The following is a 23,587-nucleotide window of genomic DNA, read 5'->3' on the forward strand; positions in this document are numbered from 1 at the left end:
TATCGAAACTTATATGACTATACAAAAATTTGTGTTGCAATTTCAAAACGATTCATTATAATAAAGCCATACTTAACTCATAGGATTAATTCATCTTTAAGGGGGATTACAATGAAACGATTTTTATCCGCACTTGCGATCACCGGCTTGGCAGCAGGGCTGCTGAGCGGATGTGGAGCAAGCGACGATTCCCAAGCTAACAGGGATACGATCCGGATCGGTCTAGCAGCACCGATCTCAGGCACGCAGGCCCAATATGGAACAGCATTCAAGAACGGCGCCGAGCTGGCAGCTGCACAGATCAATGAGGCTGGCGGCATTGACGGCAAGCAAGTCGAAATTGTGGTTCAGGATGACAAGGGAGATTCGAACGAAGCGGTGAACGTCGCCAATAAATTTGTAACCGACAAGAGCATTCTGGGCGTGGTCGGCCATTTCAACAGCTCGGCGACGCTGGCAACAGCTCCGGTATACAACAAGAATAAAATCGTTCAAGTATCGCCATCTTCCAGCGCGCCGGCTGTGACGAATGCCGGGGAATACACCTTCCGCGTCATTACGACCGATGCATTCCAGGCTGATTACCTGGCCGGCTGGTCGAAGGAACTGGGCTACAGCAAGGTAGCTCTCATCTACGAGCAATCCGACTTCGGACTCGGGCTGCTGGACGTTTACCAGCAATCCGCGCCAGAGAACGGCGTTGAGGTTGTAGCTGCCGAAGCTTACAATCCGGGCGACAAGGATTTCAGCACCGTCCTGACCAAGATCCGGGAGAAGCAGCCGGACGCGATCTTTATCGGCGGCTTCTATAATGAAGCGGCGCTGATCGCCCAGCAGGCACAGAAGCTGAACCTGAACGCTGATTTCATCGGCGTCGACAGCTTGTATTCCGAAGCGCTGCTAGATCTGGGCAAGGAATCGGTGGAGGGCTTCAAGCTGATCGGATTCTTCTATCCGGGCGGCGACAATGCTGAAGCGACCCGCTTTGACGAGGAATACCAGGCCAAGTACAACAGCAAGCCGGATACGTATGCTGCATACTCGTACGTAGCAACCTCGGTCATTATCAAGGCGATTCAGGAACAGGGCACCGATCGCGAAGCGATCAAGTCTTATCTGGAAACACTGAAAGATTACAGCAGCGCTACAGGCGTTATCAGTTTTGATGAGAACGGTGATGTGATTACAGAGCCATCCCGTCTGACGATTCAGGACGGCAAATTTGAACTTTATAAATAATAGTCATTACGTGAACCTGGAACAGGAAAGCTCGTTTTCCTGTTCCTCGGCTTTGAAGGGGTGTTACGCATGTTCCTCCAGCAATTGACCAATGGGCTGACCATCGGCGTCATCTATGCCTTGATCGCTCTCGGATATACGATGGTGTACGGCATACTGAAAATTGTTAACTTTGCGCATGGCGACATCTTTATGATCGGCAGTTTTCTGGGCCTCTTTTTTATGCAGGAATTCCAGCTTCCTTTATATCTCGCATTTTTGCTATCCGCTGCCGTTACGGCGGGGATTGGCATGCTTATCGAGCGGCTCGCCTATCGGCCGCTGCGTCTGGCGGACCGGATCGTGCCGCTGATCAGTGCTCTTGGCGTGTCCACGCTCCTGGTCAGCCTGGCGCAGAAATTGTGGGGGACGGAAATGCATCCTTTCCCGACCACTTTTGGTAGCCAGACTTACACGTTCGGGAGCATCACATTTTCTGAAATTCAAATCTTGATATTGCTGCTCTCCTTCTTGCTGATGCTGGGTCTGCAGCTGTTCGTAACCCGGACGAAAACAGGGACCGCGATGCGGGCGACCTCGATGAGCCTGACCAACGCCGCGCTCATGGGCATCAACACGAACCGGATGATCAGCCTTGCCTTTGCCATCGGCTCCTCGCTGGCAGCGTGTGCCGGCATTATGGTCGGCATTTATTACAATGCGGTCTATCCGACGATGGGATATATGGCGGGGATTAACGCATTTACGGCGGCGGTGCTCGGCGGGATCGGGAACATCCCGGGCGCGATGCTGGGCGGCGTGCTGCTTGGTCTCGTCGAAACGCTCGGCGGCGCTTATATTTCGACCCAATACAAGAGCGTTATCTCATTTTCAATTTTGATCATTGTACTGCTGATCAGACCTTCGGGCATCCTTGGCAGCAAAGAGATCAACAAGGTATAGGTGATAGGTATGAACAAGAAAGCGGCCATGGCCGCCGCGGCTGTGCTGGCCATTGTCCTTCCGATTGTGCTTCAGCTGGTCAATGATTATTTGCTGCATGTTGTCATTATGATCGGTATTTTTTCCATGCTGTCCTTGAGCCTTAACGTCATTATCGGGTATGCGGGGCAGTTTGCGCTTGGGCATGCGGCCTTCTACGGGATCGGCGCGTATGCCGCTGCGCTGCTGATGCTGCATTTCCATCTGTCCTTCTGGATCGCGCTTCCCGCCTCGGCTGCCATTGCCGGGCTGTTCGGCTTCTTGCTTGGCAGTCCTGTCATCCGGCTGCGGGGGGACTATTTAGGGATCGTGACCCTCGGCTTCGGAGAAATTGTCCGGCTTATTTTTGTCGGCTGGGTCGATCTGACCCGTGGCCCGATGGGCCTGCCGGGCATTCCGGCGCCTTCGCTCTTCGGCTTTGTGTTCAGGGACAAGCTGGAGTTTTACTACTTGATTCTGCTGCTGGTGCTGATCACTTATGTTGTCATCCATAGACTGGTGCATTCGGGCGTCGGCCTCAGCCTGCTGACGGTACGCGAAGATGAAACGCTGGCTCAATCGGTCGGCATCCGTCCGAATTATTACAAGCTGATGGCCTTTACCGTCGGGGGATTTTTCGCCGGTGCCGCCGGTGCATTTTGGGCGACCTATATTTCGTATGTCAGTCCAGATGCATTCCGGTATTTGGATTCTGTGAATATCCTTGCGATGGTCATATTAGGGGGAGCTGCAAGTCTGCCGGGCTCTGTGCTTGGTGCGGTCATTCTGGTGGCGGCACCCGAAATCTTGAGATATGTGAGCGATTATCGAATGATTCTGCTTGGCCTGGCCATCGTGCTAATGATGATATTCAAGCCTTCGGGATTCTGGGGCGAGCAATACCGGAAACGTAACTTTTACGGAAACGTGAAGAAGGTTGGGAACAAATGATGGAGAAGGTACTCGAACTGAACAACGTGTCGGTGAATTTCGGAGGCCTGACGGCTTTGAGCGACATTAACCTGGAGGTACGCCGCGGCGAGATTTTATCGATTATCGGCCCGAACGGGGCGGGAAAAACGACCCTGTTCAATCTGCTTACGGGCATCTATCGCCCGACCTCCGGCACGATTCGCTACAAGGATACCGTCATTAACAAGCTCAAGCCTTACCGCAGAGTAGAGCTTGGCCTAGCGAGAACTTTTCAGAATACGAGACTCATTAAGAACATGACCGTGCTGGAGAATGTGCTGGTCGCCCATGCCGAGTGCAATAAAGAGGGGATGTTCTCGGCCATTTTCAAATCCCAGGCGTCGCTCCAGCGCAGGCGTGCGGCAATCGTGCAGGACTGTGTGGAGAAGCTGGGCATGGTTGGCCTGGAGCACAAGCTGGATGTACTGGCAGGCGGTCTGCCGTACGGCGAGCAGCGTCTGCTTGAAATCGCCCGCGCGCTCGCGACTGGCTGCGAGGTGCTGTTGCTGGATGAGCCGGCGGCCGGAATGAACGCTGTCGAGAAGACCGAGCTGATTCAGAAAATCAAGCGGCTGTCCAGCCAGTACAGCATCGAGATTATACTGATTGAGCATGACATGGGCCTGGTGATGGACATTTCCGACCGCATCGTTGTTCTGAACTATGGGGTGAAGATTGCGGAGGGCAATCCGGCGCAGATTCAGAACGACCCGAATGTCATCGAAGCATATCTGGGCGGGGAGGTCGAGGAGGCGTGACGAAGAGTCTACAGGCAGGCCAGGAGGGTCCCAAGCTGCTGGAAATCCAGGGGCTGACGGTGAATTATGGCGTTATACAGGCGGTGAAGGGGCTCAATCTGGATATGTACAGCGGGGAAATTGTAGCGCTGATCGGAACGAACGGTTCCGGCAAAACAACGACGCTGCGCAGCATTTCCGGCCTGATCAAAAGCGCGGAGGGAAGCATCCGGTTTGAAGACCGGGATATCACCAAGCTGGAGCCCCACCGCATTGTGGAGCTGGGCATTTCCCAGGTTCCCGAGGGACGCGGCGTTTTTCCTGATCTGACCGTGCTGGAGAATTTGCGGCTTGGCGCTTATGTTCGTCGTGACAAGGCCGAGATTGCCGCCGATATTCATAAAATGTACGGGCTGTTTCCGCGGCTGGAGGAACGGCAGAAGCAGCTGGCCGGGACGATGAGCGGCGGCGAGCAGCAGATGCTAGCCATTGCCCGCGCATTGATGGCCAGACCGAAGCTGCTGCTGCTGGATGAGCCGTCCATGGGGCTGGCTCCGCTGGTCGTGAAGGAGATTTTTGCCGCCATCCGGCAAATTAACGAAGAGGGCGTGTCCATCCTGCTGGTCGAGCAGAATGCCCGCATGGCGCTGGCAACGGCTCATCGGGGGTACGTGATGGAAACGGGGCGTATCGTCGTGCACGGCGCCGCCGAGAACTTGAGAGACAACGATGTTGTCAAATCCGTGTACTTGGGGTCGACGAAGCATTAAGCTTGCAACTATATAACTTAACTTTTATCAGCACCTAAGTCAGCTTGAGCCTTTGTAGGACATAAATAATCGCTATTGCTGTATGCTTTGCACAATATCCCGTTTGATCAGGCAACAAGGAGACCGACAAACTCGGAAGAAGGACATTTCTTTGCATATGGAAGCAGCTCTCCAAGATGCGAGATCAATGGCGCGCCGGGAATGAGACACGAGAATCAAAGATGAGACACGAGTATCAAAGACAGGGGCGCCAGGAGAAGTGAAAAGACAGAGCTTGGCCTGCAACCTGATCATAAGGGATAATGGTGCTAAGGCTAAGGTAGAAGGTAGAGACACCGACACACTTTTGAACCTGGGAGGTATTCATAATGGGACAACAATCGACAGACAAGCAATCCAATACGACAATTGATCATGATGAAAGTCTGGAGCCGGTAGATCCGTATACTATTATGGCGAAACTGTTTGCTCATCTCTCGAAGGCGGTTGTTGACCGCTTCGGCGAAGAGGGCAAAGACGCCATTCGCGAAGGGGTTCGCACATTCGGTGAGGAGCGGGGCAGAGATATCGCCCGGCGTGCGGCTGCGGCCGGACAGCCTAATGACATTCACAGCTACCTGCCGAATTACGATATGGGACGCAGCGACCTGTTTGAATATGTGACGGAGTACCATCCCCTAGAGATCGAGCAGAACTTTACCCGCTGCGCGTTTGGCGACCAGTGGAAGAAGGACGGCATGGAGGAGTACGGCATTCTGTACTGCCAAATGATCGATCCGGCCATTGCGAGAGGATATAATCCGAATTTTGAAGTGGAGCATGATAAATATTTGCTCAAGGACGGGCACTGCCATTTCCGATTTAAAATGAATGAAGCAGACAACGAGAACAATACAGACGCCGATAAGAAGGAAAAGGCCGGAGGCGAGGGCGATGATCATTAATGCCGGACGCCTGTGGAAGCGGCTGATGGAGCTTGGCGAGATCGGCGCGCAGGAGAGCGGGGGAGTCACCCGCTTTTCGTTTACCGCCGAGGAGCGTGCGGCCAAGGAACAGGTTGCACGCTATATGAAGGAAGCGGGCCTTGCCGTGCGCGAGGATGCGGCAGGCAATCTGATCGGACGGCGGGAAGGAAGCGACCCGGCAGCGCCTGTTGTGCTGACAGGATCACATATCGATACGGTGCCGTCCGGGGGCAAGTTTGACGGTCCTTTGGGCGTGCTGGCCGCCATAGAGGCGCTTCAGACGATGCAGGAGCAGGGCATCGCTACCGCACATCCGATTGAGGTGATCGCCTTCACCGATGAGGAAGGCTCCCGATTCGGGTTCGGCATGATCGGCAGCCGCGCTGTCGCCGGCACCCTGCGTCCCGAAAATTTGAGACATGCGGATGCGGACGGCATTACGATTGCCGAGGCGATGAGGTCGGCCGGCCTGGCGCCTGAGCGGGTGCAAGAGGCGGCTAGAGAGCCGGATCAGGTCAAGGCATACGTCGAGCTTCATATTGAACAGGGGGTCGTGCTGGAGAGTATCGGTCAGCCTGTCGGCCTCGTAACCGGAATTGCCGGACCGTTGTGGCAGCAGTTCACGATCAAAGGCCAGGCCGGTCACGCGGGCGCGAGGCCGATGAACCTGCGCAGAGATCCGCTGCAGTCGGCAACAGAGCTCATGAGCTACATCTATACAGAGACCCGGAAATTTCCGAATGCCGTGGCCACGATTGGCAAAATTCAGACCCTGCCCGGAGGCGTCAATGTTATACCGGGGCAAGTACAGTTCTCGCTGGATTTGCGGGACGTGGAAGAGGCCGAGCGGGATATGCTGGAAGGCCGCATCCGGGATTACGCGGGCGAAGTGTGCCGAAAGCATGGCACGGAGCTCACCCTTGAGTTGCTGCAAAGAGTCGCGCCGGCTCCGAGCTCTCCGGAGGTAAAGGAAGCGATCGCTGCTGCCGGGAAGCTTGCCGGGCTGCCGGACCCTCTGCCGGAGCTGGTCAGCGGCGCCGGCCATGACGGGATGCAGTTTAGCGGCCTATGGCCGCTTGGGATGATCTTTGTGCGTTCCCGGAATGGAATCAGTCATCATCCGCAGGAGTGGAGCTCCAAGGAGGATTGCGGGCTGGGAGCCGAGGTGCTGTATCATGCTTTGCTGCTTCTCGCGAAGTAGATTCTCTATTCTGCCGTACCATCAAGACCTTTTGACCAGTCTGGCCGGAAGGTCTTTTTCAATGTTAACCGCCTTTAGCCGGCCGCAAACTCATGTACCGTCAGCAGCGAGGTGAGATCGTTGATCGGTGCGGTGATATGTTTGTTCTTGGATAATACAATCTGTGAATAAAATGGCTGCAGCTCTCCCCGAGCAACGGAGAAGCTGGATAGTGCATGCTGAATAAGCTGATCCTTGACGGCGATTTTAGGAATCAGCGCAATGCCCATGCCATAGATGACGCACTGCTTGCGCGACTGAAAGAACGAAGTTCGAGGTAATCGAGGGATCCAGCCCGCTGATTGCCAAGTATGAAGCGCTCCTGGAGCAGAACGGGATCAGCTTCGCCGGAATTGAATGTATTACCGACGCGGTAGGCAAAACCGATAACGTATGACATAAACACAAACACCAATTATAATCCGGACGCCGAGTCTCTGGCTGATGTATCCGGAATGCGAGAAATCGCAAGGGTATTGGTGGAATATCTTGAGAGGATTAGCAGAGAGCCGACAGGCGTATGAAGCGGCCGCCACCGATTCTGATCGGCGCACCGTGGCTGCTTCTGCGCGTGTATGCTATTTATTCTGTAAAAGAATGAACACGGTACCCGAATTGGCCGGAGATCGCAGCTGCGGCTTCTAGCAGGTCGGCTCGAATCTCGCTCTCCTGCCCCTTGATTCGTGTGATCGAGCCCACTACACTGATCGTGCCGACGATGCGGTGTGAGGCATCCCGGATCGGAGCGGCGATACTGTAAGCGCCTGTTTCAATCTCTTCATTCTCAATTCCGAAGCCTTGCTCCCGAATTTGTTGCAGGTTGCTGAGGAGCTTTTTTTTGTCCGTAATGGTATGGTCGGTGAGCGCTGTCAGTTTGTTATTGCTCAGGAAATTTTGAAGTTCAGCCTCGGACATGTAGGCCAGGAACACTTTCCCTGAGGCAGAAGCATGGAGGGGCAGCTTATGGCCGGCTCTGGAACTGATGATGAAGTAATTGTTGGGCGATTCGACTTTATCCACGCAAAAAATCTGCTCATGCTGGTATATATATAAATGAGAGGTTTCGTGATATTTTTTTGTCAGGTCGGTTAAATAAGGATGTCCAATCTCCTTCAAATCCAGACTCTGTGATACCAGATTCGCCTTGAGCAAAAACTCCAGCCCCAGTCTGTATTTGCCATTGTCCGGATTTTTATCGATATATGAGTATGCGATTAACGTATTAATCAGGCCGTGTACCGTGCTGATGTTCAGATTCAGCTTCTGACTGATCTCCGTTAGCGACAGTTGGACGTGCAGGGAATCAAAGCAGTTGATGATATCCAGGGCGCGCTGGACGGATTGAATCATTCGAGGATTTTTTTGGCTCACAATAGGTGCCTCCTGTAAAAACAATAAATGGCTACAATACTATATTTCATTTATATTATGATCATGTCAATAGGACTTTGTTAATGTTGAATCGTTAAGCGGGATCAGTCAGATCCTGCTGACGCCAAGCGTATGGAGACATCGTTTTCGCGGTGCAATGACTTGGTTCAACCTGAGCCTAGAAGGCTTGCGCTTCACCAAATTCGTCGATGCGGATCGATTTGAATGTGGACTTAGTGGCCTATGAAATGAAATAGGACGTCGAAGAGCGCAGGAATACAAAAAAGAGCAGGCTAGCGCCGCCTTTAGGCGTAGTTTGGCAACAAGGGGTTATACCCCAAGAGCAAATTACCCGTTGGACGGGTGGTTATGATTTGAGGAGAGGGGTATACGCCTTTGGGTTGGGCTGGGCTGGGGGCGCGGCTCTGCCGCCGAAACGGAATTATATATGAAAAATCGAATATATTCGCTCAAATATGGCGGATTTGGCCCATTCTATATGAAATTTCATATATAATCGCTCCCTTGAAGCCCGAACTTTGAGATTTTATGTGAAAAATCGAATATATTTCCGCCAAATGGGTAGTTTGCAGCGAATTATGTTCGAAAAATCATATATATTTATACGGACAGCCTTAAGGAAACATCGTTTCACGGTTCGATGAAATAGGAGCACCCACGAGCACAAGATCACACAAGAAAGAGCAGAATAAAAAAGCAGCACCAAAAAAGCAGCAGGCCCACACCTGCTGCTTTTGCATTACTTACTATACTGCACCGGCGCCGACGGCGGGGATTCGCCCAGCACGTTGACGGCGGTGACCTGGATCCAGACGGAGCTGGAGTCGGTCTTGAACGAGAAGTGCGGGTCCGAGGTGGAAGCGACCTTCGTGTAGGTGCCGCCTTGGGCATCGGACACGTAGACGTTGTAGCTCGTCACCAGGTCGAGAGCACCGTTCGCGTCCCAGCTCACCGTGAATCCGCGGTCGTCCTTCTTCACGCTCACGTTAGCTGGTGATGCAGGAAGCGGACCGTTGTTGCCATTGTCGCCGATGATGCCGCCGTCGTTACCGCCCGGCGTCTCGTTTTGCGTATCCGGCGTCGAGCCGCCGCCCGGGAATACGCCGCCGCCAAAGACGTTGACGATCGCACTTGGCGCCGATTCCTTGCCGGCCACGTCAACGGCCGTGACGTAGTACGCGGTGGTGAAGCCAACGGATCGATCGTCTGTAATGACCGCCGGATCTCCAACCAGCGCTGCTTTCCCGGTATACTGGAACGTCACGCCGTCGTCTGCACGGTACAACCGGTAGCCGACCACGTCTTTTTCCGTATTTTCGCTAAACGTAATCGTAGCTGCTCCGCTGCCTGCAGACAAGGCGACATTCGCCGGAGGCGCAGGCGCCTGACCGTCATCGACGCGAGGATCTGGTTTGTAAGGCGCATCTTCCCCGGCATCCTTCGGCAGGTAGAAGCTCAGCGGTTTGTGGCTGCCGGACATTCCGGCGAACGCCTGCTCCAGCTGTTCCTTGAGCACTTCGATCGGCGTTTCGCGCTTCACCACAACCTTCTCACGCAGCATATCCGAAGGCGTCGTTTCGAGCGGCACGTAGTTGATGCCTTCGTACGTCACGTACTTAGCTCGAATCAGCACGTCGTCCGGTTCGGTTGGTACGTATTTAGCATTAAAAATATCCGTAACCAGCTTCCCGGCCTGTTGCGTTAACTGCGTTGGCAACTTCCCGCTATAGCCGGATACTGTTTTCGTTACGATACCGTCCGGTTTCGTGAACGCTTTGGTCGCAAACAATTCCGGTCTGCTCTCGGTGACTTCGTTCATAACGAGCGCCCAAATTTTGCGCGCCCGGGATTTACCGGCTTCCGACAACGTGTTCACCGGTTCGCGATACCCGATCCATACTCCCAGTGTGACGTCCGGCGAGTAACCCATAAACCAGACGTCGGCGTAGTTTTGCGTTGTTCCGGTCTTGCCGACAACCGGGATTTTGCCATATTTCTTGAAGTCGCTTTTGATCGATTTACCGGTGCCGTCCGTAATGACGGTGCGAAGCATATCGGTCATCAGGTAAGCCGTTTGCTCGGAGAAGACCCGCTGCGGCTTAACCTCATGCTTGTAGACGATGTTACCTTTCGCATCGGTAATCTTCTCGATCATATAAGCGTCGGTAATCTGCCCTCCGTTGGCGATGGCACTGTACGCATTGGTCAGTTCTTCAACGGTGACACCGTATTTCAAGCCGCCAAGCACGCCGGTTTGCGCGTTGTAGTCTTCATCTTCCAACGTAGTGATGCCCAGCTTCTTGGCAAAGTCCCAAGCTTTGTCGATGCCAACGATATTGTTAAACACCTTAAGCGCGGGGATATTCCGCGACTCATTCAAAGCTGTCCGCGCGGTCACAAGCCCTTTATAGCCGCCGCTTGAGTTTACAGGAATGTGGAAGCCTTTTTGGTAGTCCTTCAAAATAATCGGCGAATCATCAATGATCGAGGCAGGCTGAACTAACCCGGCTTCGAGGGCCGGCAAATAAGCGGCGATAGGCTTCATCGTAGAACCCGGCTGCCGTTTCATTTGCGTCGCATAGTTCATTTGCTCCGTGTAGAAGTCGCGCCCTTCGATCATGCCGAGGATCGCGCCGGTCTTGTTGTCGATCATCATCGAGGCGACCTGCTCCAGGCCCTTCTTCTCACTGTACGGAGAGAAATTGTCCGCGTTCTCCGATACCTTGTGCATGGCGTTGTAGACCTTCTTGTCGATGGTCGTGTACACCCGGTATCCCCCGGTCAGCAGCTCCTGCCGAGCTTCCTCGAGGATGGCCGAGTTGGCGGCAACCTCCTCTTTGGTCATCTCCGGATTGTTGAGCATCGCAAGGACGATCGCGCCTTGCCGTTCCGTCTCCAGCATCAGATACGGGTAGGTGTCATAAGCCTTCTTCGTTGGCTTGGCCAGCGATCCTTTAATATCGAAAGCCATCGCTTCTTCATATTGCGCTTGCGTAATTTTGTTCTCCTCAAGCATGCGCTGCAGCACCAGCTGCTGGCGTTTGACCGCCCGCCCGAATGCCTCCTCGTTAAATTCCCCTTTCCCGTTAAAAGCGGAATAGGTGGAGGGAAGCTGAGGCAGACCAGCCAAATAGGCCGCTTGCGCGATATTCAAATCCGACAGATTGCTGACGTTAAAGAGACCTTTGGCTGCGGCTTTGATGCCGTAAACCTGGTACCCATTCGAACCGTTGCCGAAGGGAACCTTATTCAAATAAGCCGTAATGATTTCTTCCTTGGATAAAAAACGCTCCAGCCTAAGTGCCAGCAGCATTTCCTTAACCTTCCGGTCTTCGGTCTTATCCAGGTTCAGGAACACGCGTCGCGCCAGCTGCTGGGTCAGCGTACTGCCGCCGGTCTGCACGTCCTCTTTAAGCACCCGCTGCTTAACCGCTCGCAACGTCCCTTTAAAGTCGATCCCGATGTGTTCCTCAAAGTGGTTGTCTTCGATGGCGATCACAGCATCGAGCACGATTTGCGGGATTTCCTTATAGGTGACAGGACGGCGATCCTCTTCCGAGCGAAGCTGGCCAATCGGCTGGCCGTCACGGAAATAGGCGAAACCTGTCATTTCATTATGATTGATTTTTGCTTGAATGTCGGCACGCGACCGTACCGGATCGTCCTTAACGATGGAGGATACGTATCCGAATACGGCTCCACCGGCAAACATCACGCCGGCAAATCCAAACAGAACGAGCCAACCCACAATCGCCCAGGCTAATCTGCCTTTTTTGCGCTTCCGGGCGGGTTTTGAGTTTTTTTCGCTCCGGTTATTGCGCCGCAGCTTGCCGGAGTTCTTGTCGTTCTCATGATCCATGCATGATCCTCCTTTATAAACAGCAACATTATAGCATAAAAAAGGGGATTTGGATGTTTTTTCAGCGTATTTTGGCGTGTGATGGAGCCTAGTTCCTGCTCATGACCTAGCTTTCGTAGATTTGACTTTGGGAATGCATCTGTGTTATATAATATTTTAAATTGCAAATCGTCAAAGGCTTAGAAAGACTCAGTAGAAGGCGGAATCCCGTCGCTCAGAGAATCGGTGGTTGCTGCGAACCGAATGGGCGGATCCCTTTTGAATTACCGTCTGGAGCCGTCCGGGGGAACGCGCGTAGAATGCGCCAGTAGTCCGGTACCGGGAAATCCCGTTATGTGAATGAAGTGAAAACCGTCATCGGTTCGTCTGGCAATCCGCCGCAGGATCCGCAAACGGTTTTAATTAGGGTGGTAACGCGAGTGCTCCTTCTCGTCCCTTGGGATGAGAAGGAGCTTTTTTGCGTTCCGTTTTCTAAGCAGGACTAACGAATATGGAGGGAAAGAAGAGCAATGAAATGGGAAGAATTAAGCGCGGCCCAGCAAGCCGAGGTGGAACGCCAACTTCAGGTGATTTCCCGCGGTGTTGTGGAGATCGTGCCGGAGGATGAGCTGAAGCAAAAAGTGATCCAGTCGGTTGTGACCGGCAAGCCGCTGAAAGTTAAACTGGGGCTGGACCCTTCCGCGCCGGACATTCATATCGGCCATACGGTGGTTATGCAGAAGCTGCGGCAGTTTCAGGAGCTCGGCCATCAGGTGCAGCTGATCATCGGCGACTTTACGGGGCGGATCGGCGATCCGACCGGCAAATCGGAAACCCGCAAACAATTAACCGAAGAAGACGTACAACGGAATGCGGAAACGTACCGCCAGCAAATCTTTAAAATTCTGGACCCGGAAAAAACGCAAGTTAACTTTAACTCGGAATGGCTGGCACCGATGACGTTTGCCGACGTCGTGAAGCTGTCCGCGAAGGTGACCGTGGCACGTATGCTGGAACGCGACGATTTTACGAAGAGGTATACAAGCGGTCAGCCGATTAGCATCCACGAGTTTTTCTACCCGCTGATGCAAGGCATGGATTCGGTGGCGCTGGAAAGCGATATCGAGCTGGGGGGAACGGACCAGAAGTTTAACTTGCTCATGGGCCGGACCTTGCAGAAAGAATATGGCAAAGACACGCAAGTCGCGATCATGACCCCAATCATCGAAGGCTTGGACGGCGTGCAGAAGATGAGTAAAAGCCTTGGCAACTACATCGGCATCGATGAAGCGCCAAACGAAATCTACGGTAAAGCGATGTCTGTGCCGGACGAGCTGATGACGAAGTACTTTGAGCTGGTGACTGACCTGTCCCTCGAAGAATTGGCTGAACTCACCGAAGGCCTCAAATCGGGAGCCGTGCATCCGCGCGACGCCAAGATGAAACTGGCCCATACGCTCGTCCGGATGTACCATGGTCAAGAAGCTGCCGATGCAGCGCAGGAGCATTTCGTAACGGTGTTCCAGCAACGTGCGCTGCCGGAGGATATCGAGGAGAAAGAAATTCCTGCCGCTGAGCTGGACAATGGGAAAATCCGTCTGATCAAGTTGCTGACGTTGCTAGGGTTCGCCGCATCAAATGGGGAGGCAAGACGCAGCATCCAGCAGGGTGCGGTTAAGCTGAACGAAGAGAAGATCAGCGACCCGAATGCGGAAGTAGAGCTGGCGGGCGGAGAGATCATCCAGGTCGGTAAACGCAAATTCGCCAAGTTGTCGGTAAAATAAGAGGAATGGACTATATAAAGATCCCTCGCCAATTTTTGCATATAATCATGCATAATCAGCTAAAAGAGGAACAGAACTTTACTGTTCCTCTTTTAGTCAGAGAAAGGGTCTAATGATGGTTGATTGTATACTTTGCAATGTATTAGAAACCCGAGAAGCTGTGGTTCTACACGAGTCAATACATGTTCTGTGTATTTTCGATCTATATCCGGCTACCAAGGGGCATTTATTGATTTTTCCGAAGCAGCATATTGAACGCTTGCACCTGATCGAAGATGATCGCTTACAAAATGAGCTGTTCCAAACGTTAGTGACCGTATGTAAGTGACTGGTGGAAAGTCAATTGTGTACGGATTACAGCATTATGACCAAATAGCCAAAGGTAGGCACAAAAAAACCGACCCAAGTTGAGAACAACTTGGGTCGGTTTGCTTCCGAATCTTAACGGTTGTAGAACTCGACGATTTGCTTCTCGTCGATGTCTTGCGACAGCTCGGAACGTTCTGGCAAACGGATGTATTTGCCTTCCAGAGTCGTGTCGTTGAATTCCAGGTAAGCCGGAACATGCGTACGGTTCTCCAGAGCTTCCTTCACGGAAGAGAGACCACGGCTTCTTTCACGAAGGCCGATTACGTCGCCAACGTTTACGCGGTAAGAAGCGATGTCTACTTTCTTGCCGTTAACCGTTACGTGACCGTGGGATACGAGCTGACGTGCACCAGCACGGGAGTTCGCGAAGCCCAGACGGTAAACAAGGTTGTCCAAACGGCTTTCAAGCAAGATCATAAACGTTTCGCCCGCGATACCAGGCATGTGCTGCGCTTTCTCGAACAGGGTGCGGAATTGCTTCTCACCCAAACCGTACATGTGGCGCAGTTTTTGTTTCTCGAGCAATTGTGCTCCGTAGTTACTTACTTTTCTACGTTGGTTAGGACCGTGTTGCCCCGGAGGGAACGGACGTTTCAAATCTTTGCCAGTGCCGCTCAAGGAAATGCCAAGACGGCGGCTGAGTTTAAATTTAGGACCTGTGTAACGTGCCATTGTATAGGTAGACTCCTTTGTTAGTTAAATTTCGTCTAGGGTTCTACTTGCGCGGGTTTTGTTTGGTTGAGCGAAGGATAGATAATGATACGCTCCCTGACAGGAAAGTTCAGCCGCTGTCCCGTCAGCAACAAAAACCGAGAGGGTGCTCGCATGCGTTACGCCCTAAGTAAGACTCTATCCAGTCTTCATCAACAATATATATTATATGAATTGAGGTTATAAAGTCAATAAGTGATTTTGTAGAGATGGGTGGATTTTTGTCGATAGGGCTTTAGTCCCAAAAAAATACCTTAAACCTTAGGATTTATAATGCAAAACCCTAAGGAAGATAGTAAAATAGAGATATCAGACAAGATCGGATATGGCGGAGATGGACAAGCTTGAACTTCAGGACAAGAGCTTGTCCGTTTAATATTTATCGCAGAAGGGTTACAATTCCAACGCAGCATATAAAGGAGCTTTTTTATGGCCGATCAATCCTTGGGTCAGCCGATGCTGAACCTGAATAACGCTTCCGGCCTGCCGCGGCTTGATGATGTCAACGATTATACCGATTGGCTGCGGCAGCTAGATATTAACGCCCACGATTTTCCCTACATCGATTCCATATTACAACAGGGATTTGCGGAATGGCGCAAACAGATCAGCGATATGCCGGAACTCGGCGAGGCTGATTTCTTCCTTGCCGGCAGCCGCGGCGAGAAGCTGCTTGCCGATTCGTTGAACCCGCGGCAACCGCTGGAACGTTCCTGGCCTAGCGGAATGGAAGAGGTCATCAAGCAGAGCTTGTATGAGCGCAAAGCCATCGCAGCCCAGAAGGCCGACGGAGTTTATGCGGCTGTACCGGTGTATACACGCATTCATGGCGAGTTGTTTGCGGTGTTTGGCTGTCTCATTCGTGAGAGCTGCACTTCAGAGGCGATCTTGTTAGCCAAGATGGCGGCCCGGCTGTTTCAAACCTGTTTTTATCGTTGCTTTGAGGGAATGTTCATTACGGATTTGGTCCGCATCCAGCAGCAAGCCAAGCGGGAGGAGCAGCGCCGCTCTAAGCTTTTTCAAATGGTGCAGAAGCTTCATGATAAGATCGACGTGGATTCGGTCCTGACCGAGGTGTTCGAGCGGGTGTCCGGCATGTATCCGAATGCCCGTCTGGAGTTGCTTATGTCTCAGGATCATGTAAGTCTCGATCCGCGGGTTAAATCGTTTCAATTGCTTGGACAAGGCGATGAGCTGCTCGTGAGGGCTTTCATGGAGGGCAGAATGCAGGTTAGGGAAACCGTGGATCCGAAGGGAGAAGGCGAAAGAAATTTGGAAATCGCCGTACCTCTCAGTGGCAAACAAGGGGTGTACGGGGTTTTCCACTTGCGCATCCAGCGTGAGGAGATCGATGATGTGGATTTGCAGCTGATCGGCATGCTGGCCGATACGGCCGGCACGGCATTTGAGAACGCGAAGCTGTATGAACAATCGAATTTGCTGATCAACGAGCTGAGGCTGATCAATGAATTAACGAAACGGCTGAATCAAAGTCTGCGGCTCAAGGAAGTTTTCCAATTTGCAACCGAAGAGTTGCTATCGATTTTTCAGGCGGAGTATTGCTGTATTTCCCAATTAAACAAAGAGACAGAAACGTTCGAGATTGTGTCCAGCAATGTTCCGGGGCTGTCGAAGGAGCATTTTCCGAAAAACTATGGATTCAGCGGGCTGGTATATTCCACGCAGGAGCCGATCATTCTGTCGGACTTTCAAGCCTATGGGAAGGTATCCTCGAGATTTATGGAGGAGACGAACTCCCGCTCGCTGATCACCGCACCTTTGTTCGTCCGGGGAGAAGTGAACGGGGTAATCATGCTGGCGCACCGCAAGACCCGCTTTTTTTCTTATGATAATTACAAGCTGCTTCAGGTCTTATCCTCACACATCGGTCTTGCAATCGCCAACGCGTCGCTGCATGCGGAGGTACGCCGGATGGCCAATCGCGATATGCTGACTGGACTTTACGCCCGCCATTACGTCGATGATGCGATCCAGGAATTCCAGAAGAAAGACACGAACGGTTCCTTAATCATCGTGGATATTGATCAGTTTAAGCAAGTCAACGACACGTACGGGCACCAAACCGGGGATAAAATCCTGAAGCAGGTGTGCGCAATCGTCAAGAGCTCAATCCGCAAGACAGATATCGCCGCCCGCTGGGGAGGCGAAGAACTGGCGGTGTACCTGCCCGGTGCAAGCGCTGAGAACAGCTACCAAATCGCAGAAACGATTCGGCTGCGCGTCGCGATGGATACCGATCCGCCGGTGACCGTCTCATGCGGTATTGCTGAGTGGGTAAAGGGCGATGAGAAGCTTAGCGTGGAGTCGCTTTTCTATGAGGCGGATATGGCGCTGTATAAAGCCAAGAACAACGGGCGGAACCAGACGCAAGTCGGATCCAGAGAGGACGCCCCCTCCTCGTAAATGGTTGCTTTATTGGTATAGAACGCTCTCGACCGGACATATGGACGGCGGGAGCGTTCTTTTTTGGGTTGCCGGTCGAACCTGCGAATAGAGTGACCGTCCCTGTGGCAGGATACTGCTAGAACTAGCAAAAGGAATGATCCGGTGGGGAACCGGGTTTATTTTTTCAGGCGGGGGCTTGCATATGAAGGGGATATCACGGAGAAGGCCAACGTATAAATATCGGTTAGGGAAGATCATCTATGGCCTGCTAGTCACGCTAATCTTGGCGTCGTGCGGGATCAACGAAGCGAGGACGCCGGAGCAGTGGTTTGACTTCACCTGGTCCGGGCTGGCGGGATGTGACACGTTAACCTTTCGCGGCTTAGCCGCCTTGCAGCGCGGAAACAGGCAAGGGCTGGAAGAGAGTTTCAGTTATACGGGACGTCTTCAAGAGCATAGGGAATTAAGTATCCGAGGCGAGCCGATGGGTCAACGGGCGGGAAACCCTGCAGGCCATCTGCAAACGGCGGGATTAGCAGAGCCGAATGGCTGGGAAGCCAAGCTCCGGTTAGAGCACGGGAACTGGCTGGTGCAATCCGATGACCACAATGCGCTGCTGCAAGGGGTGGTCCGTCTGAACCCGCTGGAACAACTAGAGGAGATTCGAATGGCCGCTAAGAAAACGATCACTTCCGAAAGCGGTGCTGCACGGGGGACGAAGGTGCTTCGGATCGAGATGGATCCAGCCGAAGCTACCATGCGGTTAAAGGATCGCTTGCTGTCGGAAATGGAGCTCACGCGTGAGGCCGGGCTGGCGCAATTAGAACAGGTGCCGGCTTCACAGAAGGAGCAGCTGCGAAACGAGTTGTCGCAGATCTGGACGACGGGCAGCAAGCAGTTAGCGGTCATGCTGAAGCAAATGAAAGCGACCGTCGTCTACCATTTGACGATTGACCGCAAATCGGGATTACCTTCCAGGCTGACCTCGGAGACGACGTTGAATTATTTGTCACCCAAAGGCGTGCCGCAGCGGGAGGTGCTGCGAACCGATAACCGGTTTGAGGGTTATCAGTAGGCGTGAGTGACATCCTAGGTTAGGCTGACTTTCCGACCCTATCGTGCTACAATAGCAGAAGAATTAACCAATGGTTAAACCAATGGGGTGTTTGGACGGCCGGCACGGGTTGTAATACCAAATCCCACAACGAATATTGAGGAGAGTGTGAAGCCAGATGCGAGATCCTAGAATTCAGAAGCTGGCGGAAAACCTGGTTGGTTATTCCGTAAATGTACAACCGGGAGAGAACGTCCTGGTCGAAATGATTGGCGATGAACGTGATTTGCTGAAAGCGGTCGTGGAAGAGGTTGGGAAGAAGGGCGGGAACGCCTTCGTTGAGATTACTGACCGGGCTGTACAACGTGCGCAATTGAAATACGCCACGGAAGACGGCATCAAAACCTGGGCGGAATACGATTTAAAACGGATGCAAATGATGGACTGTTACATCGGCATTCGTGCGGGTTCTAACGTCAACGATCTGTCCGACGTACCCGAAGATAAGATGAAGCTGTACAATTCGCTTTATTCCCACCCTGTACATAGCGAACAACGGGTGAAACGTACGAAATGGGTGGTTCTCCGTTATCCGAACGCCAGCATGGCCCAATTGGCCAATACGAGCACGGAAGCGTTCGAGGATTTCTATTTTGACGTATGTAACCTGGATTATGCCAAAATGGATCGGGCGCAAGATGCCTTGGCTGATCTGATGAACAGAACGGACAAAGTCCGGATCGTTGCTCCGGGCACCGACCTGACCTTCTCGATTAAAGACATTCCGGCGGTCAAGTGCTCCGGTCAAAGGAATATCCCGGATGGCGAAGTCTATACGGCTCCGGTCCGCGATTCCGTAAACGGCACGATCAGCTACAATACGGCTACGCTGTACAACGGAGTTACGTTCGAGAATATCAAATTCCGCTTCGAGAACGGTAAGATCGTTGAAGCTACGAGCAACGACACGAAACGGATGAACGAAATCCTGGATTCGGACGAAGGGGCTAGATATATCGGGGAGTTTGCGATCGGATTCAACCCGTATATTTTGCATCCGATGAAGGACATCTTGTTCGACGAGAAAATTGCGGGCAGCCTTCACTTTACCCCAGGTCAAGCTTATGAGGAAGCCGATAACGGCAACCGTTCCTCGATTCACTGGGATCTTGTGCTGATCCAGCGTCCGGATTACGGCGGCGGAGAAATTTATTTTGACGATGTACTGATCCGTAAGGATGGCATTTTTGTGCTGCCTGAGCTTGAGGGATTGAACCCGGAAAACCTGAAGTAATCAGAAATCCTCCTTGCTAGGAAAGCGGATTCAATGTATGATTGAAGTATGTTATTTCCAATGTTAAAGACGGAGGGATCCTATGGCCACGAACAATGAAGCGGTAGTCGAAATTGCCCAAACAGCAGGCAAGTTCACTTCTTCCATTGTGCTTCAAGCGGACAATAAGTACATCGATGTAAAAAGTATCCTCGGCCTCTTCACCACGCTCGTAAATACGAAGAGCTATGAGCTTCACGTTCACGGACCGGATGCGGAAGAAGCGAAGAAAGCCGTAACCGAAGTGTTTGCGAAACACGGGTTGGACGTCAAAGTTGTTGCCGATTAATGTCAATGAGAAACACTCCCGACTTAGGTCGGGGGTGTTTTTTAATGCCTGCGAACAGCGGTACTCAGCGGTTTTTCATAGATAGGTTAATTTAAGCAGGTTCTTGTATTGGCTTTCGATTTCGTCTAATATTAAGATTAGAGATGAATGGTAGGCGATTTTGGACATAGGGGGGAAGAAGCATGACTTCATCTGAGTTGCAGGAGCAACTAAACCTGAAGGCACTTAATCTTCTGAAAGAAGATGCAGATAAAATTGAGAAGCTGATCGAAGTACAGATGGAGAACTTGGCCACACGTTATTGCCCTCTCTATGAGGAAGTGCTGGATACCCAGATGTATGGATTCTCCAGACAAGTAGATTACGCAATTCGCGTCGGACTTATTCAAGAAACGGTAGGTAAACAAATCCTCAGCAGATTGGAACGTAATTTGGCCTCGCTGTATGAAGCCATGAACAATAGACAACAGTAAGGCATTTGCTGTTGCTGCTAAATAATACAAGCGTATGCTTCGGAAGTTGCCGAAGACATACGCTTGTTTTGTTGTTGAGGGTTATACGAGATAAAACGAAACGCCGAGAATCATATAGACCGCCAGCAGCAGTACCCCTTCAAACCAGTTGGTTTGGCCGTCCTGCGTGATGGATTTGGCGATAAATACCGAGACGCCAATCGCGGCCAACTCGATGACGGTAAATACGATATCCATCGGCTTGCCAAACAGATGGCTGACGAAGATGAGCACAGGAGCCACGAACAAAGCGATCTGCAAGCTAGAGCCGACGGCGATTTCTACGGCTGCCCCGATTTTGTTCTTCATCGCCAGCATGATGGCAGCGCTGTGTTCGGCGGCATTACCAACGATCGCAACGACAAAGGCACCGACGAACAGCTCGCTCAGACCGAAATCGGCGGTCAGCGTGTCAAGCGTATGTACCAACCATTCGCTGACGAACGCAACCATAACGGTAGCGATCACCAGATATAAAATCGACTTCCCCTTGGACCAGGCCGGGGCATGTTCATGCGGAAGCTCTTCCGCGTCCTTCTCGCTGATATCTGCCAGATGGTTCTTGTGCGTGATCATGGAGAAGATCAGCCAGAGGATATAGGCGACAATCAGAACGCCGGCAACAACCAAACTGAGCGCGAAACGATCGTCCTCGTGCAGCACGTGGGTTTGCAGGAAGATCGCCGGGACGAACAATGCGATGATCGCTACGATCATCAGCGAGCCGTTCATGCCGGCTAACGTGACGTTATATTTTTGCACCTTGTGCTTTAAGCCTCCCGCAAACAAGCTGAGCCCCAGCACGAGCAGCAGGTTGCCGATGATGGACCCGGTAATACTGGCCTTCACCATGTCGAACAGCCCTTCGCGGACCAGCATGATGGCGATAATCAATTCGGCCGCATTACCGAAGGTGGCATTTAGGAAGCCGCCCAGGCGTTGACCCGCGTAATGCGCCACGCTCTCCGTTGCCCGGCCGAGAAAGCCCGCGACAAGAATGACGGCGATCGCGGAGATGACAAATTCTAACGTTGCTGACCAGTGCGCGTAATGCCCCATGGCGCTAAGTGCAAAGAAAATCAGCAACAATGCGGGTGAAATAAACTTTTTCATGGAACACCTCGAGTTAGTCATTTTTTGGCAATAAACTGAATGTAACAATTTTACTCAAAATTAATCGAAAGGTCTACATTTGCTTTAATACGACTTCCGATTTACAATGAAATTAATGAGGTTGAAGGAGGAATGACCATGACCGAACAACTGCAGTTGGATAGCGGGCAAATTCGGATTTCAGACGATGTTGTCGCCAAAATCGCCGGAATGGCTGCTCTAGAGACACCGGGGATTGCCGCGATGTCCGGGGGGCTTTCCGAAGGTTGGGCTAAACGGTTAAGCGGCAAAAATGTGCAAAAGGGCGTCACGGTCGAAGTTGGTCAATTGGAGGCGGCAATCGACCTGCGAATTATCGTGTTATATGAGACGCCGATCCACGAAGTTTGCCGGATGCTTCAGCAAAATGTTCGAGAAGCGGTAGAGAGCATGACGGGACTTAAAATTGTAGAAGTGAACGTGAAAGTCGAGGGCGTGGCGTTTAAGGACGATGAAATCTGATCGCCCCTTCCTTGACCTTCTGCAGCATACCTGAGTTTCGCTTTCGGCCTCGAATGACCGGATTGCTGGCATATGCAGTAAGCATAAAGAAGACTACGGAGATCATCACTCCGTAGTCTTCTTTTGTTAGCTTCAAATTATAAACCGCGCCGGGCTTCTCTGCGCAGTTCGAACGGCGTTGGTTCGCGGATGATCACCGATTTGGTGCGTTCCTGCTTCAATGGCAGAGATGATTCGCGCGAAATGCTAAGCACAATGCCCATCGAGACCATCATAACGAGCAGCGAAGAGCCGCCGTAGCTAATGAAGGGCAAGGTGACGCCGGTCACCGGAATCGTGTTGGTGACGCCGCCGATGTTAACGAACGCCTGGATGGCGATCAAGCCCATAATCCCAACCCCAACTAACGTGCCAAACGTGCTTTGGCAGCGCAGCGACACGAGCAGCCCGCGCCAAATGAAATAAATATAAAACAGCAGGAAGATCAACGTACCGATAAACCCGAATTCTTCGCCGATGACGGAGAAAATAAAATCGTTATACGCATTCGGCAAATAATGCAGCTTCTGAATGCCTTGTCCGAATCCAGTACCGGTTAGTCCGCCATGGCCAATCGCGGTGAGCGATTGAATCAGGTTGTAGCCGGTTCCTTGCGTATCATGCCATGGGTCGAGGAAGGCTTCGATCCGGCCCATCCGATAATCGCTGCTCGCAGCGACGGTGGGATCGGGCGGATTGATCTTGTCCCACAACGCTTCGACGCCTAGCACGATGCTGGCACCTAATATGAGCAACCCAATGGAACCGAGAATGTGCTTCAAATTCGCGCCGCCGGCGAAAATAATCAGCCCGGCGGTAGCCACAAGAATCAGACAAGAGCCAAGGTCAGGCTGGAGCATGATCAAGCCGGCGACAAAACCAACGATGACCATGACCGGGATATACCCGGTTCTTAGATCCCGGAACCGCTCGCCTTTCTTGGAGATGAGGGCCGACAGGTACAAGATCGTCGTGATTTTAGCAAGCTCCGTCGGTTGAATCCCGAGCGTACCAATCGTGAACCAGCTGGTCGCGCCATTGATGCGTCCGCCGATAAAGGGTACAAGCAGCAGCATAATGATGGCCAGGATGAACACAGGGATAAACAGCTTCTTATATTTCTCGTAAGGGATATTCATCGTCACGAACATGCCGACTAACCCGATTAAGGCGAATATAATCTGCCGTTTCGTAAAATACATCGGGTCATAACCAAATTTGGCATCAACCAGCGTGATGCTGGAGCTGGAGCTGAACACCATAACGATTCCGAAACCGGCCATCAGCAAGGTTAAGATGAGCAACTGAAAATCGGGGGCTCCGCGTCTTGGTTTCTCTGTGCCTTCTTTCATCGCGTTACCGA

21 protein-coding genes and 1 other annotated feature are annotated in these 23,587 nt (G+C 52.2%); of the genes, 15 read left to right on the forward strand and 6 right to left on the reverse strand.

Annotated elements, in window-relative coordinates:
- The first annotated feature begins 111 nt into the window (after positions 1-111).
- From POTG_RS12595 to POTG_RS12625, 7 genes are all read left to right on the forward strand, one after another.
- The gene (locus POTG_RS12595; RefSeq protein WP_009225210.1) at positions 112-1,239 is read left to right on the forward strand and encodes an ABC transporter substrate-binding protein; all 1,128 of its coding nucleotides are present in this window, start codon (positions 112-114) and stop codon (positions 1,237-1,239) included.
- A gap of 69 nt (positions 1,240-1,308) precedes the next feature.
- Positions 1,309-2,181: a branched-chain amino acid ABC transporter permease gene (locus POTG_RS12600; protein WP_036645247.1), complete on the forward strand. Its 873-nt coding sequence runs from the start codon at positions 1,309-1,311 to the stop codon at positions 2,179-2,181.
- A gap of 9 nt (positions 2,182-2,190) precedes the next feature.
- On the forward strand, positions 2,191-3,150 hold the full coding sequence (locus POTG_RS12605) for a branched-chain amino acid ABC transporter permease (protein WP_036645249.1): 960 nt from the start codon (positions 2,191-2,193) through the stop codon (positions 3,148-3,150).
- Complete coding sequence (locus POTG_RS12610; RefSeq protein ID WP_036645283.1) at positions 3,150-3,929, forward strand: ABC transporter ATP-binding protein; 780 nt, start codon at positions 3,150-3,152, stop codon at positions 3,927-3,929. Before POTG_RS12605 ends, POTG_RS12610 begins: the two co-directional genes overlap by 1 nt.
- Positions 3,930-3,964: 35 nt before the next feature.
- Positions 3,965-4,678 (forward strand): ABC transporter ATP-binding protein, encoded by a 714-nt coding sequence (locus POTG_RS12615; RefSeq protein WP_036645286.1) that lies wholly within the window; start codon positions 3,965-3,967, stop codon positions 4,676-4,678.
- Between the two features lie 368 nt (positions 4,679-5,046).
- Positions 5,047-5,622, forward strand: a complete 576-nt coding sequence (locus POTG_RS12620; RefSeq protein WP_009225215.1) for an L-2-amino-thiazoline-4-carboxylic acid hydrolase — start codon at positions 5,047-5,049, stop codon at positions 5,620-5,622.
- Positions 5,612-6,844 (forward strand): Zn-dependent hydrolase, encoded by a 1,233-nt coding sequence (locus tag POTG_RS12625; RefSeq protein ID WP_009225216.1) that lies wholly within the window; start codon positions 5,612-5,614, stop codon positions 6,842-6,844. The genes POTG_RS12620 and POTG_RS12625 overlap by 11 nt, the downstream gene beginning before the upstream one ends.
- A gap of 74 nt (positions 6,845-6,918) precedes the next feature.
- On the opposite strand, the gene POTG_RS12630 is transcribed toward POTG_RS12625, so the two are convergent.
- The 3 genes from POTG_RS12630 to POTG_RS12640 all read right to left on the reverse strand — a co-directional run bounded on the left by POTG_RS12630 (position 6,919) and on the right by POTG_RS12640 (position 12,134).
- Positions 6,919-7,113, reverse strand: a complete 195-nt coding sequence (locus POTG_RS12630; protein ID WP_009225217.1) for a hypothetical protein — start codon at positions 7,111-7,113, stop codon at positions 6,919-6,921.
- A gap of 352 nt (positions 7,114-7,465) precedes the next feature.
- On the reverse strand, positions 7,466-8,254 hold the full coding sequence (locus tag POTG_RS12635; protein WP_009225218.1) for an IclR family transcriptional regulator: 789 nt from the start codon (positions 8,252-8,254) through the stop codon (positions 7,466-7,468).
- Positions 8,255-9,014: 760 nt separating this feature from the next.
- A complete protein-coding gene (locus POTG_RS12640) occupies positions 9,015-12,134 on the reverse strand; it encodes a transglycosylase domain-containing protein (protein WP_009225219.1) in 3,120 nt (1,039 codons plus the stop codon).
- Positions 12,135-12,305: 171 nt separating this feature from the next.
- Positions 12,306-12,574, forward strand: a binding site (T-box leader).
- A 69-nt stretch (positions 12,575-12,643) separates the two neighbouring features.
- Here POTG_RS12640 and tyrS point away from each other — a divergent pair.
- Together tyrS and POTG_RS25395 are read left to right on the forward strand one after the other, a co-directional pair.
- Positions 12,644-13,897: a tyrosine--tRNA ligase gene (gene tyrS / locus POTG_RS12645; RefSeq protein ID WP_009225220.1), complete on the forward strand. Its 1,254-nt coding sequence runs from the start codon at positions 12,644-12,646 to the stop codon at positions 13,895-13,897.
- A 115-nt stretch (positions 13,898-14,012) separates the two neighbouring features.
- Positions 14,013-14,225 (forward strand): HIT family protein, encoded by a 213-nt coding sequence (locus tag POTG_RS25395; protein WP_412837315.1) that lies wholly within the window; start codon positions 14,013-14,015, stop codon positions 14,223-14,225.
- Positions 14,226-14,338: 113 nt separating this feature from the next.
- Here the strand turns inward: POTG_RS25395 and rpsD are convergent, their stop codons facing one another.
- A complete protein-coding gene (gene rpsD / locus POTG_RS12650; protein ID WP_009225221.1) occupies positions 14,339-14,938 on the reverse strand; it encodes a 30S ribosomal protein S4 in 600 nt (199 codons plus the stop codon).
- 468 nt (positions 14,939-15,406) lie between these two features.
- On the opposite strand from rpsD, the gene POTG_RS12655 reads away from it, so the two are divergent.
- The 5 genes from POTG_RS12655 (at position 15,407) to POTG_RS12675 (ending at position 20,532) form a co-directional block, all read left to right on the forward strand.
- Complete coding sequence (locus POTG_RS12655) at positions 15,407-17,401, forward strand: diguanylate cyclase (RefSeq protein WP_009225222.1); 1,995 nt, start codon at positions 15,407-15,409, stop codon at positions 17,399-17,401.
- Between the two features lie 184 nt (positions 17,402-17,585).
- Complete coding sequence (locus POTG_RS12660; protein ID WP_009225223.1) at positions 17,586-18,458, forward strand: hypothetical protein; 873 nt, start codon at positions 17,586-17,588, stop codon at positions 18,456-18,458.
- Positions 18,459-18,615: 157 nt separating this feature from the next.
- Entirely contained in the window at positions 18,616-19,731 is a 1,116-nt protein-coding gene (locus POTG_RS12665; protein WP_009225224.1) for an aminopeptidase, read from the forward strand.
- Positions 19,732-19,813: 82 nt separating this feature from the next.
- Positions 19,814-20,059 (forward strand): HPr family phosphocarrier protein, encoded by a 246-nt coding sequence (locus tag POTG_RS12670; protein WP_009225225.1) that lies wholly within the window; start codon positions 19,814-19,816, stop codon positions 20,057-20,059.
- Positions 20,060-20,241: 182 nt separating this feature from the next.
- Complete coding sequence (locus POTG_RS12675) at positions 20,242-20,532, forward strand: YlaN family protein (RefSeq protein WP_009225226.1); 291 nt, start codon at positions 20,242-20,244, stop codon at positions 20,530-20,532.
- A gap of 81 nt (positions 20,533-20,613) precedes the next feature.
- On the opposite strand, the gene cax is transcribed toward POTG_RS12675, so the two are convergent.
- Complete coding sequence (cax, locus tag POTG_RS12680; protein WP_009225227.1) at positions 20,614-21,684, reverse strand: calcium/proton exchanger; 1,071 nt, start codon at positions 21,682-21,684, stop codon at positions 20,614-20,616.
- A gap of 138 nt (positions 21,685-21,822) precedes the next feature.
- On the opposite strand from cax, the gene POTG_RS12685 reads away from it, so the two are divergent.
- On the forward strand, positions 21,823-22,185 hold the full coding sequence (locus tag POTG_RS12685) for an Asp23/Gls24 family envelope stress response protein (protein WP_036645252.1): 363 nt from the start codon (positions 21,823-21,825) through the stop codon (positions 22,183-22,185).
- Positions 22,186-22,322: 137 nt separating this feature from the next.
- Here the strand turns inward: POTG_RS12685 and ftsW are convergent, their stop codons facing one another.
- Positions 22,323-23,576, reverse strand: a complete 1,254-nt coding sequence (gene ftsW / locus POTG_RS12690; protein ID WP_009225229.1) for a putative lipid II flippase FtsW — start codon at positions 23,574-23,576, stop codon at positions 22,323-22,325.
- Positions 23,577-23,587 lie beyond the last annotated feature (11 nt).

The sequence above is a fragment of the Paenibacillus sp. oral taxon 786 str. D14 genome (genome assembly GCF_000159955.1).
GTDB lineage: Bacteria > Bacillota > Bacilli > Paenibacillales > Paenibacillaceae > Fontibacillus > Fontibacillus phoenicis.